This window comes from Enterobacter sp. BIDMC92 (assembly GCF_001030225.1).
In the GTDB taxonomy this organism is placed as follows: Bacteria; Pseudomonadota; Gammaproteobacteria; order Enterobacterales; family Enterobacteriaceae; genus Enterobacter; species Enterobacter sichuanensis.
In genome coordinates this window covers 192593-205557 of the sequence record NZ_KQ087598.1, presented here as the reverse complement: position 1 = coordinate 205557, position 12965 = coordinate 192593, and the positions used below count along the sequence as shown (strand labels likewise).

The window sequence follows — 12965 nt, the reverse complement described above, 5'->3', positions numbered from 1 at the left end:
CTCTCTGCAGAGCCTGTCTCAGCAATGATTATGACAAAAATAATCACTGATGAGCCAGGTTCTGACGTGAAAGCGTGCAAAAAGGGCATCAAATGATGCCCTTTTATTGCGCATTGCGTCAAATGTTATCAGCAATTAGCCGAGAACTTTAGCAACCACGCCCGCGCCAACGGTACGGCCACCTTCACGGATTGCGAAACGCAGACCGTCGTCCATCGCGATTGGGTGGATCAGAGTCACAACCATCTTGATGTTGTCGCCTGGCATTACCATCTCAACGCCTTCTGGCAGTTCGATGGTACCGGTCACGTCAGTTGTACGGAAGTAGAACTGTGGACGGTAGCCTTTGAAGAACGGAGTATGACGGCCGCCTTCGTCTTTGGACAGGATGTACACTTCAGATTCGAACTTGGTGTGTGGCTTGATTGAGCCTGGCTTCGCCAGAACCTGACCACGTTCGATTTCTTCACGTTTGATACCACGCAGCAGAACACCAACGTTCTCACCAGCACGGCCTTCGTCCAGCAGTTTGCGGAACATTTCAACGCCAGTACAGGTAGACTTCGCAGTCTCTTTGATACCAACGATTTCAACTTCTTCGCCAACTTTGATGATACCGCGCTCTACACGACCGGTAACAACGGTACCACGACCGGAGATGGAGAATACGTCTTCGATTGGCAGCAGGAATGGCTTGTCAATCGCACGCTCTGGTTCTGGGATGTAAGAATCCAGGAAGCCAGCCAGTTCGATGATTTTCGCTTCCCACTCTGCGTCGCCTTCCAGCGCTTTCAGAGCAGAACCACGAACGATTGGGGTATCGTCGCCTGGGAAATCGTACTGAGACAGCAGTTCACGAACTTCCATCTCTACCAGTTCCAGCAGCTCTTCGTCATCAACCATGTCGCACTTGTTCAGGAACACGATGATGTAAGGAACGCCTACCTGACGACCCAGCAGGATGTGCTCACGAGTCTGAGGCATTGGGCCGTCAGTCGCAGCAACTACCAGGATCGCGCCGTCCATCTGCGCAGCACCGGTGATCATGTTTTTAACATAGTCGGCGTGGCCTGGGCAGTCTACGTGTGCGTAGTGGCGAGTCGGGGTGTCGTACTCAACGTGAGAGGTGTTGATGGTGATACCACGAGCTTTTTCTTCTGGTGCGTTATCGATCTGGTCGAATGCACGAGCAGAACCACCGTAGGTTTTTGCCAGAACGGTAGTGATTGCAGCGGTCAGCGTTGTTTTACCATGGTCAACGTGGCCGATAGTACCGACGTTAACGTGCGGTTTTGTACGTTCAAACTTTTCTTTAGACATCGATTGTCCCTCTAAGACACGGATAAATCGGTGATATCACCACATCAACCAGGCGAAATGCCTGAATTGTTGAATACAGTAAAATTGAAACAGAGAGAAACGGGAAGGAGAAGTGAAGTGGTGCTGATACCCAGAGTCGAACTGGGGACCTCACCCTTACCAAGGGTGCGCTCTACCAACTGAGCCATATCAGCACGTATTGGAGCGGGCAGCGGGAATCGAACCCGCATCATCAGCTTGGAAGGCTGAGGTAATAGCCATTATACGATGCCCGCATCCTGAAACTCGGCTACCCAGTTCTTTCTGTAACAAAAAAAGAGATTTCTCTCTTTTTCAGTTCGAGCTGATTCAGCTTTTAAACCAGCTCCGGCGGCATTTACGCTGCCAGAAAGTGGTGGTGGGGGAAGGATTCGAACCTTCGAAGTCTGTGACGGCAGATTTACAGTCTGCTCCCTTTGGCCGCTCGGGAACCCCACCGGACTTGATGGTGCCGACTACCGGAATCGAACTGGTGACCTACTGATTACAAGTCAGTTGCTCTACCTACTGAGCTAAGTCGGCATCAAGTAGCGCGCATTCTATGGATACCTGCGCGGTCATGCAACTAAAAATTTGCATAAAACGTTCTTTCGCTCACATTTTATGCGAACAGCGCATTGAGCGCTGTAAAAGTAGTCATTCACGGTCAAATATTCAACATATCAGTGTGATTTGCACCGTATACACCGTAGCGTGACGGCTTCCGCGTTACGCAGCGCTTTCCATCTTTTTTCTTATTATTCCTGTCATCTGGTGTTAACCTCCTGCCCATTGTCCAAAATTAACTGTGTGATGAGCCACGATCCGGCAGTTGTGATGCTGGCTCACTGAAGCATGCTTATGAGCAAAAAAGAGCAAACGTTAATGACGCCTTACCTTCACTTTAACCGCAGTCAGTGGGCTGCCCTGCGTGATTCCGTCCCTATGACGCTGACGGAAGGTGAAATCGCACGGTTAAAAGGGATAAACGAAGATCTGTCCCTGGAAGAGGTGGCAGAAATTTATCTCCCCCTCTCTCGCTTGCTTAACTTCTATATCAGCTCCAACCTGCGTCGTCAGGCGGTGCTGGAGCAGTTCCTTGGAACCAACGGTCAACGCATTCCTTATATCATCAGTATTGCCGGCAGCGTGGCCGTGGGTAAAAGCACCACCGCACGTGTCCTGCAGGCGCTGTTGAGCCGCTGGCCCGAGCACCGCAGCGTAGAGTTGATCACCACCGACGGTTTCCTGCATCCGAACGAAGTATTAAAAGAACGCGGGCTGATGAAGAAGAAAGGCTTCCCGCTCTCTTATGATATGCACCGCCTGGTGAAATTTGTCTCCGATCTGAAATCTGGCGTGCCTCACGTGACGGCGCCAGTCTATTCACACCTGATCTACGATCGCATCCCGGGTGGGGATAAAACTGTGGTCCAGCCGGATATCCTGATTCTGGAAGGTCTGAACGTGCTGCAAAGTGGCATGGATTATCCTCACGATCCGCATCATGTCTTTGTCTCTGATTTCGTCGATTTCTCTATTTATGTCGATGCGCCGGAAGACCTTCTGCAAAACTGGTACATCAACCGCTTCCTGAAGTTCCGTGAAGGGGCGTTCACTGACCCGGACTCCTATTTCCATCACTATGCTCAGCTATCTGAAGAAGAAGCGATCAATGTGGCCACGGGGCTGTGGAAAGAGATCAACTACGTGAACCTCAAAGAGAACATCCTGCCCACACGCGAGCGTGCGAGCCTGATCCTCACCAAGAGCGAGAAGCACGCCGTTGACCAGATTCGCTTGCGGAAGTAATCACGCAGACATAAAAAAACCGGCTAAGCGCCGGTTTTTTTTATTTTATGCGTGTGGCTTCTCGCCATTTTCATCCTGATCGACCGCGAAGCAGGCAACCAGCTGACCACCATACTCCTTCAGCTGCGGCTGTAGCTGGGTGCAAGGGCCAAAGCGACGGCTGCAGCGGGCGTTGAATGCACATCCCGGAGGTGGATTAAGCGGGCTTGGCAGTTCACCCGTCAGCTTAATACGCTCACGACGATCGTCCGGGTTCAGACGCGGCGTCGCAGACAGCAGCGCCTGGGTATACGGGTGACGAGGATTATTAAAAATCTGGTCTTTGGTCCCCTTCTCCACGCAGCGTCCCAGATACATCACCATCACTTCATCAGCGATATGCTCCACTACCGACAGGTCGTGGGAGATGAAGACGTAAGAGAGCCCCAGCTCCTGCTGCAGATCCATCATCAGGTTTAGCACCTGCGCGCGGACGGAAACATCGAGCGCTGAAACCGGTTCATCGGCAATCACCACGTCCGGATCGAGCATCAGCCCCCGCGCGATCGCGATACGCTGACGCTGCCCGCCGGAGAACATATGCGGATAGCGGTCATAATGCTCGGTTTTGAGCCCGACCTTCGCCATCATCGCCAGCGCTTTTTCACGGCGCTGCTCTTTGCTCAGATTGCTGTTAATCAACAGCGGCTCTTCCAGAATCTGCCCTACTTTTTTACGCGGGTTCAACGAACCGTACGGGTTCTGAAACACAATCTGGATTTTCTGGCGACGCAGCTTCTGCGCCTGCGGGTCATGCTTGAGCAGATCCTGACCCTGATAATAGAGCTCGCCGCCGGTCGGCACTTCAATCATCGTCAGCAGACGGCCCAGCGTGGATTTACCGCAGCCAGACTCCCCCACCACCGCCAGCGTTTTACCGCGTTCGAGGTTAAAGGAGACGCCGTCCAGCGCTTTCACCAGGCGCTCAGGGGCAAACAGTCCCTTCTTCACCGGGTAGTATTTTTTCAGATCGATGGCCTGCAACAGCGGCTGTTGCGTGGTGGCCTGTTGCGTACTCATAGTGTTGGCCTCCCGGCATCATCGAGTGGGTAGTGGCATTTTGACTGACGACCGTCAGCAAGCTGGTTCAGCTCTGGCTCTTCTGCCCGACATTTGTCTGTCGCATACGGACAGCGCGGGTTAAGCAGACAGCCCTGCGGACGGTCATATTTACCCGGTACCACGCCCGGCAGCGACGCCAGGCGCGCTTTGTCCTGGGCAAACTCCGGCAGCGCGCGTAAAAGCGCCTGGGTATACGGGTGACGCGGCGCGCGGAAAATATCGTGCGAATTTCCGGTCTCGACCACCTGGCCGGCATACATCACGATGATCTTATGCGCCGCTTCGGCCACCAGCGCCAGGTCGTGCGTAATCAGCACCAGTGCCATATTCTCTTTCTGCTGCAGCTCCAGCAGCAGCTCGATGATTTGCGCCTGAATGGTCACATCCAGCGCCGTCGTCGGCTCATCCGCAATCAGCAGCTTTGGTCGACAGGCAATCGCCATCGCGATCATTACGCGCTGACTCATCCCACCGGAGAGCTGATGCGGGTAAACGTCCAGACGGGATGCCGGGTCAGGGATCCCGACCTGGTTCAGCAGATCGATCGCACGCTGGCGACGGGTTTTCTTATTCCCGCCCTGATGCACCTTGATCGCTTCCATAATCTGGAAACCCACTGTGTAGCAAGGGTTCAGGCTGGTCATCGGGTCCTGGAAAATCATCGCCACTTCCGCGCCCACCAGCTGGCGGCGCTGTTTCTCGGAAATGCGCTTCAGATCCTGACCGTTGAACTGCAGGTTTTCCGCCATCACGCGGCCCGGATAATCAATCAGCCCCATGATCGCCAGTGAGCTTACTGACTTACCGGAACCGGACTCCCCGACAATACCTACCACTTCGCCCTGATTAACGCTGTAGCTGATGCGGTCCACGGCGCGAAACGGGGTGCCTTCATCGCCGAAGTGCACCGATAATTTATCTACATTTAATAACGCCATCTCGTGCCTCTTACTGCTTCAGTTTGGGATCAAGTGCATCACGCAGGCCATCACCCATCAGGTTAAATGCCAGCACCGTCAGCAGGATTGCCAAACCCGGGAAGGTGACAACCCACCAGGCGCTTTGTGCGAACTGCAACACGTCGGAGAGCATGGTGCCCCACTCCGGTGTTGGCGGCTGCGCACCCATGCCCAGGAAGCCAAGAGCGGCCATATCAAGAATGGCGTTAGAGAAACCGAGCGACGCCTGAACAATCAGCGGCGCAAGGCAGTTAGGGAAGATATTGACGAACATCTGACGCATCGCACCCGCACCCGCCACGCGAGACGCGGTGACGTAGTCGCGATTCACTTCCACCAGCACTGCCGCACGGGTTAAACGTACGTAGTGAGGGAGTGCCACGAAGGTCAGCGCCAGCGCGGCGTTACCGATCGACGGGCCAAATATCGCCACCAGCACCAGGGCCAACAGCAGACTAGGTAGCGCCAGCATGATGTCGACAATACGCATGATGATGTTATCAACGATACCGCCGAAATAACCCGCAACCAGGCCGAGGATGATCCCCATAATCAGGGACAGCACCACCACCAGGCAGCCGACCAGCAGCGACAGTCGCGCGCCATACATCAGACGCGACAACACGTCGCGGCCCACGTCATCGGTACCTAACAGGTGCGCCAGGCTACCGCCATCCTGCCATGCCGGGGGGGCAAGCAGCGCATCGCGGAACTGGTCCGCCGGGTTATACGGTGCCAGCACGTTCGCAAACACCGCAATGAGGATCATGATAGAGACATACACCAGCCCCACCACCGCGCCTTTGTTGCGCTTGAAGTAGTGCCAGAATTCCTGCAGCGGCGTCATTGGAACCGGTGCAGCAACCACTTTATTTTCAGAAACGTGTGACATGATGGCCCCTTACTTCTTATGACGAATACGCGGGTTCACCACGCCGTACAGCAAATCGACCAGCAGGTTGACGAGGATAATCATCGTCGCGACCAGCAGTACACCGCCCTGCACAACCGGATAGTCACGGCGTTGCAGCGCATCAATCAGCCACCGGCCCAGACCCGGCCAGGAGAAGATGGTTTCGGTCAGGATCGCCCCCGCCAGCAGTGTCCCCACCTGCAGCCCGATAACGGTTACCACCGGCAGCATGGCATTACGCAGCGCATGGACGATGATGACGCGCATACGCGTCAGGCCCTTGGCGCGCGCGGTGCGGATATAATCCTCACCCAGCACTTCCAGCATGGACGAACGGGTCATACGCACGATGACCGCCAGAGGAATGGTGCCCAGCACCATGGCAGGCAGGATCATATGCGCGACGGCATCAATGAAATTGCCCTCTTCACCCCAGATAGCCGTATCAATCAGCATAAAGCCAGTGAGCGGGTTGGAGTCATCCAGGAAGACCATGTCGCTGACGCGCCCGGAGACCGGCGTCAGGTTAAGCTGAACCGAGACCAGCATGATCAGCATCATGCCCCACCAGAAGATAGGCATGGAGTAGCCGGTCAGCGCCAGGCCCACGGCAGTATGGTCAAAAATGGAGCCACGTTTAACGGCAGCCAGTACCCCAACCGGAATACCCACCGCGGTGGCAAAAATCATGGCGCAGACGCCAAGCTCCAGTGTCGCTTTAAAACGCGGCACGAACTCGTCCCACACCGGAAGACGGCTTTTCAGCGAAATCCCTAAGTCGCCGTGCATGACGCCCCAAATATAATGGAGGTACTGCTGCCACATCGGCTTATCGAGGCCGAGTTCAGCCAGCAGCTGTGCATGGCGCTCAGGGGAAATACCACGCTCGCCCGCCATAATCATTACCGGGTCGCCGGGGATCATATGGACGAAGGCAAAAGTGAGAAGGGTGATACCGATAAACGTGGGGATAACAAGTCCCAGACGTCGGAGGATGAACTGCAACATAACCCGGATTCTCTCTGATGACGCACGACCAGTGGCGTGGCGTCTGTATTGCTCACAAATCTTATCCCCTCTCCTTTCAGAGAGGGAATAAAGCACTGCTGCCGGGTGGCGCTACGCTTACCCGGCCTACATACCGTAGGCCAGTGCAAGCGCAGCGTCGCCTGGCGTGGCTTTTAATTATTCAACAGAAACGTTTTCGAAGTGGTGTTTGCCCAGTGGATCAACCACGTAGCCTTTCACTTCTTTGCGCACTGGCTCGTACACGGTGGAGTGAGCAACAATCAGCGCCGGAGCCTGATCGTGCATGACAACCTGCGCCTGCTTGTACAGTTCAATACGTTTGTTGTGATCGTCGGTCGCACGCGCCGGCTGGATCAGGTCTTCAAACGGCTTGTAGCACCAGCGAGAGTAGTTAGAACCATCTTTTGCCGCCGCGCAGCTGAACAGAGTAGCGAAGAAGTTGTCCGGATCCCCATTGTCACCGGTCCAGCCCATCATTACCGCCTGGTGCTCACCCGCTTTGGCGCGCTTCAGATACTCGCCCCACTCGTAGGTCACAATCTTGGCCTGAACGCCAATCTTCGCCCAGTCAGCCTGAACCATTTCTGCCATGCGGCGTGCGTTCGGGTTGTACGGACGCTGTACCGGCATCGCCCAAAGCTCAACGGTAAAGCCTTTATCCTGGCCTGCTTCTTTCAGCAGCGCTTTCGCTTTCTCAGGATCGTAGGTGTAGTCTTTAACGTCATCGTTATAGCCCCACATGGTCGGTGGGATCAGGTTTTTGGCAGCAACGCCAGCGCCCTGGTAAACCGCTTTGATGATCGCTTCTTTGTTCACCGCGTAAGTCAGCGCCTGACGCACTTTCACGTCATCGAACGGTTTCTTCTCGGTGTTGAAAGAGAGGTAGCCTACGTTCAGACCTGCCTGCTCCAGCAGGTTGATGTTCTTATCCTGCTTCATACGAGCAATGTCAGCCGGGTTCGGGTATGGCATCACCTGGCATTCGTTTTTCTGCAGTTTTGCATAACGCACTGACGCATCAGGCGTGATAGAGAAGACCAGACGGTCGATCTTCGGCTTGGTTCCCCAGTAGCCTTCGAACGCTTTGTAGAGAATACGGGAGTCTTTCTGGTACTGCAGCAGCTGGAATGGACCGGTACCGATTGGGTTCAGGTCGACTTTCTCCGGCGTACCGGCTTTCAGCATATTATCCGCGTACTCTTTAGACAGAATAGAGGCGAAGTCCATGGCCAGGTCCGCCAGGAATGGCGCTTCCGGACGCGTCAGCACGAACTGAACGGTATTATCGTCCACTTTTTTCACTTCGGCGATCAGGTCCGGCAGACCCATCCCTTCGAAGTATTCATAGCTGCCGCCAGAGACTTTGTGGTACGGGTTCTGGGCGTTTTTCTGACGGTCGAAGGAGAACACAACGTCGTCGGCGTTAAAGTCACGCGTTGGTTTGAATTCTTTGCTGTCCTGCCACTTCACGCCCTTGCGCAGGTGGAAGGTATAGGTTTTACCGTCTTCGCTGACGTCCCACTTCTCCGCCAGCCCCGGGATCACTTCCGTAGTACCGGTTTTGAATTCAACCAGACGGTTATAGATTGGTACAGAACTGGCGTCGTATGTCGTACCAGAGGTAAAGAGCTGTGGGTTAAAGCCTTCCGGCGAGCCTTCAGAACAGTAAACCAGGGTTTTTGCCTGTACGCTTGCTGCCACGGTCATAGCCACCAGGCTCAGACCAAGCTTCAGCATCCCTGACTTCTTCAAGGAAATACTCATTATTCTGCTCCAATGTGATGTTTTGCTTTGTTGTGTTACGCCGCCAGACCTTTATTTATTTTTTACCCGGTCCGGTCGGTGATGCCCGAAGGCGTTAAAGGGATGGAGAATCCTTTCAGAAGAGCGTTTGAGTTGCAGCGCAGATCGTCCCTGAAATGCCCCTCATGCCCTACAATCTGTCAACAGAATGTGAAAACGTCAATACAGGTGACGGGGATTTACGCTGAGTGTGAGAAACCGCAAACAAAGATTAAAAAAACTGTGCATGCCAGTTTTCAGCAGGGAAATTTATGCTACTCGCCATCTTGCAGCACAACTATCTTCATATTGCGCAACAATTAGTGATTAACTTTTATTCAGAATGGGTAAATTTTCTTGCAGAATGGTGATTATCTGAGCACTAAATACCGCGAACGTTAAAACGCACAGCGAAAAATGCTGAGGTTATCCATAAGCAACGCGAAAAAAGATCAATCTATATATAAAAAAATACAATGGATTATGTCACAAAATCGTTAACAGGCAGGGTGAAGCGAGGCTAAGGGGCATTTTGGCCACTCTGGCGGGCTAAGATCATAATGCAAAAAGGGCTAACCTTGCGGTTAGCCCTTTTCAGAATGTGGTCGGCGAGAGAGGATTCGAACCTCCGACCCACTGGTCCCAAACCAGTTGCGCTACCAAGCTGCGCTACTCGCCGAATGCGGAGCGCATCTTACTGCTGAGGTGCGCCCCCGTCAATCCCTTAATTTAAAAAAGCCCTTCAACTGGCGATATTCTCGCCAGGCGAGTTACTGCGCGGCTTTAGCGGTGCTGTCAGGGAGTTTGCACCAGTTGTTATTTTCGTTCAGACCGCCGTCCGGAGAGGTATAACCCAGGCAGCCTAAAATAGTGTCGTACAGCTCAACGTGACGACGTGGCACCTTCATATCCGCCTCTTTTTTCAGGTGAGCAAACATCTTCGCTTTCTCCGGATCTTCCAGATACTTGTCAGACATCCACACCATCATCGGTACACGGAACTGCTCCGGCGGCGCCATCTTACGTGGCGTACCGTGCAGGTGCTCGAATTCATTGATGGATTCACCATGGTCCGCCGCATAGAACACTATCGCTTTCTTATCACGCACCTGGTCAATAACCGAATCAATAAAGTGATCCACATACATCACGGAGTTGTCATAAGAGTTAATCAGCTGCTCTTTGGTGCAGTCTTTATCTACCCCGACACATTCCGGCGTCCATTTCGCAAAGCTACGCGGGTAGCGTTGCGTGTAGTTAAAGTGCGACCCTTTGGTATGCAGAATAATCATGTGCTTACCGTTCGGGTTACCGTTGAGAGACAACTTCATCTCATCAATCAGCAGCATGTCATCAACAGGCTTACCGCGGTTACGGGCCTCCGCGCCAATCTGCTCGCGGTAGGAAATGTTCTGCGCCATGGTGTTGCTGTAGAACCACATCTCGCTCTGCATCGCATACAGGTCAGACGTAAACCCAAGCTGATGCAGCACCGAGAAGACGTTTTGCTCTTTCAGCGTCCGCTGTGGGTTATCACTCGCCCCTCCTTCACGTACGAACATGCAGCGCAAGGAGAGCTTGGTGGCGGTATCACAGGAGTAGCCGCGATAGGCAATCAGGTTTTTCTCCTGCGCCAGTTTTGGCGTTGTATCGCGGTCATAGCCAAGAATACCCATATGATCCCAGCGCGTGGTTTCCCCAATAATAAAGACGACGTAGGTATCGTCGATATCTTTTGGCGCGACATAGGTAAACTTCTTCGCCGGGTTCATCAGCGATTTATTATCAGAAGACTCATCCACCTGCGCCCACGCATACAGCCCCAGCGCAGAGATCCAGTTAGACGGTAAATACGAGTTGGCAACCACACCGCCGTAGCTTGGCATATCCACGCCGGAGGTACGTTCGTCATTCTTCTGCTTCACCTCCAGCAGACGAATTGGCCCCCAGACCATCAGACCGGCCAGCAGGACAATCGCAACGCTTCTGAAGCGTTTACCCGGCGTGCGGATCTGGTGAACCAGCGTGTACCGGCAGCGGTTACTCCAGATGAGCAGCAACGGCAAAGCACTGACCGCCGCCACCCAGAGAATAAAGTGCAACCCCACGACCTCTTTAGAGAGATCGATATCCGTGGTCATCACCGAGGCGATAATGCCGTAGCCAATGACCACATTCATAAAGGTCATGTAATAGCTGGCCCCCGCCGAGCACAGCACGATAAACGTTGCCAGCACTCGCCACACGCGACGGCCAAACAGGGTCAGAATACGGAATAAAAAGAAGGTGACCAGTACCGCGGCGACCAATTCGACAACCGCTGCAATTCCTTTCCAGGCGGTAAAATCTTGCGCATAACCGTCAAACCGACGGAAAAAAACCGCGCCATTCATAAACAGGCCGATGTACAACGCCAGCAAAAAGCAGAGCTTTTGTTGCGCCATCGATTTAATGTATTTCATGCAAGCTACCCGGAAATAAGGGACAGTACCGCCGCCTGCCTCGGTTAAAAAGCAGACAGATTAAACATACGCTCAAGGGATCGTTCAATGAAACGTCTGGAGGCGTGGTAAGTAGACCACAGGGAAGCAGAAAAGTGGCAGAAGAGAGTGTGATCGGTACAGTTATTTACAAAAAAGCAAATCCCAAAACAGACAAAAACGCTTTATTACCCGTTTTCAGAAAATACAAAGGCCGGATAACCGGCCTTTCGTGTCGTCATTACGCATGAACTTCTTTGAAAACTTCACGCTGCGGTTGGCGAATCGTGGTAGAGAGCGCCAGGGAGATAATCAGCAGAGCGAAAATCACGCAGAAAGTCACATAGAACCCACCGAACAGGGAAGCAATCAGCGAACCGCAGATACTGCCAATCCCGAAGCCCAGATAGATAACGCCGTAGTTTTTCGCCAGATTATTCAGGCCAAAGAACTCGCTCACCAGTGACGGGAAGACGGTAATGGTGCCGCCGAAGTTAAAGGCTACGCAGGCAATCGCCGCAAAGAAGGTCGCTTCGTTCAGCGGGGCAAACAGCAGAGCCGCCATACCGACCAGCGAAACCACCTGCCCAATCGTAATCACGCGGATACGGGCGATTTTGTCAGAGAGAATACCGAGCACCAGACGACCGGAGAGGTTGGCAATGGAGATCACGGTCACCGCATTGGCCGCCGTGGCCGCATCCAGTTTCACCATCCCCTGGGCGATATCTTTTGCGACACCGATAACATACAGGCCGCTCATGCAGGCCGTCAGGAACATCACCGCCAGCATCCAGTACTGGGGTTTACGCATGGACTGCGCGAGGGTGAAGTCGTTCTCCACCACGCCGTTCACGGACTTAACCTCCTGCTGCGGCGCATCCTTCATCAGCGTGGCGCCGAAGAGGATCATCACCAGAACGATTGCGCCCCAGATCATAAAGGTTTTTTCGAGACCAACGGACGCCAGCAGGTGGGCGTCGATAAATTTGAAGCCGAGGCTGCCCAGACCATAAGATCCGATGGCAAATGCGGAGATCAGGCCTTTACGTTCCGGGAACCACTTCACGCAGTTCGACAGCGTCAGCAGGTAACCTGCGCCATCGGCCAGCCCCACTAGCACCCCGGCGCTCAGCCACAGCATCATCAGGTTGCTGGAATGCGCCGTCAGGAAAAAGCCCAGGCCGAGCAGGAGCCCGGACGCCATGGTCACACGCTTCACGCCAAAACGCTCCTGCAGCTTGCCCGCCACGGAAGACGAAATTGCCAGCCCCAGGCTCAGCAGACCAAAGGAGAACGCGACCTGGCTAACCGGTGCGCCGAGTTTGTCGGAAAGGGCACTGTTAAACAGGCTCCAGGTATAGACCGAGCCCAGCGCAAACTGGGTGACGATGGTGCCAAAGAGCGTGAGCCAGCGCGTGCGGTTATAAGTTGATGTGTTCATGGCAGTTGTCCTGCAAGAGAAATTGAGGGAATTCACTGAGGACAACGATAAACAAAACCTTAATATGCCTGGGGTAAAACGGCATGAAGTGCAGGCGAAACGGAATG

The 12965-nt window shown here is 53.8% G+C and carries 9 protein-coding genes and 5 tRNA genes; 1 reads left to right on the top strand and 13 read right to left on the bottom strand.

What is annotated here, in order from left to right:
• Nucleotides 1-135: 135 nt before the first annotated feature.
• From tuf to SP99_RS00975, 5 genes are all read right to left on the bottom strand, one after another.
• Entirely contained in the window at nucleotides 136-1320 is a 1185-nt protein-coding gene (gene tuf, locus SP99_RS00995) for an elongation factor Tu (RefSeq protein WP_014830236.1), read from the bottom strand.
• A 118-nt stretch (nucleotides 1321-1438) separates the two neighbouring features.
• Nucleotides 1439-1514, bottom strand: a tRNA-Thr gene (locus tag SP99_RS00990).
• Nucleotides 1515-1520: 6 nt separating this feature from the next.
• Nucleotides 1521-1595 (bottom strand) — tRNA-Gly (locus SP99_RS00985).
• A 117-nt stretch (nucleotides 1596-1712) separates the two neighbouring features.
• Nucleotides 1713-1797: transfer RNA gene (locus SP99_RS00980), tRNA-Tyr, on the bottom strand.
• An 8-nt stretch (nucleotides 1798-1805) separates the two neighbouring features.
• Nucleotides 1806-1881: transfer RNA gene (locus tag SP99_RS00975), tRNA-Thr, on the bottom strand.
• Nucleotides 1882-2199: 318 nt separating this feature from the next.
• Here SP99_RS00975 and coaA point away from each other — a divergent pair.
• Nucleotides 2200-3150 carry a type I pantothenate kinase gene (gene coaA / locus SP99_RS00970; protein ID WP_025759195.1) on the top strand — a complete coding sequence of 317 codons (951 nt, stop codon included), beginning with the start codon at nucleotides 2200-2202 and terminating at the stop codon, nucleotides 3148-3150.
• Between the two features lie 45 nt (nucleotides 3151-3195).
• Here coaA and dppF read toward each other — a convergent pair whose 3' ends face one another.
• The 8 genes from dppF to SP99_RS00930 form a co-directional block, all read right to left on the bottom strand.
• Complete coding sequence (gene dppF / locus SP99_RS00965) at nucleotides 3196-4209, bottom strand: dipeptide ABC transporter ATP-binding subunit DppF (protein WP_008502773.1); 1014 nt, start codon at nucleotides 4207-4209, stop codon at nucleotides 3196-3198.
• Nucleotides 4206-5189, bottom strand: coding sequence for a dipeptide ABC transporter ATP-binding protein (gene dppD / locus SP99_RS00960; RefSeq protein ID WP_008502772.1), 984 nt, complete (start codon nucleotides 5187-5189; stop codon nucleotides 4206-4208). Before dppD ends, dppF begins: the two co-directional genes overlap by 4 nt.
• Before the next feature lie 10 nt (nucleotides 5190-5199).
• Complete coding sequence (gene dppC / locus SP99_RS00955) at nucleotides 5200-6102, bottom strand: dipeptide ABC transporter permease DppC (RefSeq protein ID WP_025759191.1); 903 nt, start codon at nucleotides 6100-6102, stop codon at nucleotides 5200-5202.
• Between the two features lie 9 nt (nucleotides 6103-6111).
• Nucleotides 6112-7131, bottom strand: coding sequence for a dipeptide ABC transporter permease DppB (gene dppB / locus SP99_RS00950; RefSeq protein ID WP_045285992.1), 1020 nt, complete (start codon nucleotides 7129-7131; stop codon nucleotides 6112-6114).
• Nucleotides 7132-7308: 177 nt separating this feature from the next.
• Nucleotides 7309-8916 carry a dipeptide ABC transporter periplasmic-binding protein DppA gene (gene dppA, locus SP99_RS00945; protein ID WP_025759189.1) on the bottom strand — a complete coding sequence of 536 codons (1608 nt, stop codon included), beginning with the start codon at nucleotides 8914-8916 and terminating at the stop codon, nucleotides 7309-7311.
• Nucleotides 8917-9536: 620 nt separating this feature from the next.
• Nucleotides 9537-9613, bottom strand: a tRNA-Pro gene (locus SP99_RS00940).
• 91 nt (nucleotides 9614-9704) lie between these two features.
• Nucleotides 9705-11396 carry a kdo(2)-lipid A phosphoethanolamine 7''-transferase gene (gene eptB, locus SP99_RS00935; protein ID WP_045285993.1) on the bottom strand — a complete coding sequence of 564 codons (1692 nt, stop codon included), beginning with the start codon at nucleotides 11394-11396 and terminating at the stop codon, nucleotides 9705-9707.
• 259 nt (nucleotides 11397-11655) lie between these two features.
• Nucleotides 11656-12858: an L-lactate MFS transporter gene (locus tag SP99_RS00930; protein ID WP_047957503.1), complete on the bottom strand. Its 1203-nt coding sequence runs from the start codon at nucleotides 12856-12858 to the stop codon at nucleotides 11656-11658.
• Nucleotides 12859-12965: the final 107 nt, after the last annotated feature.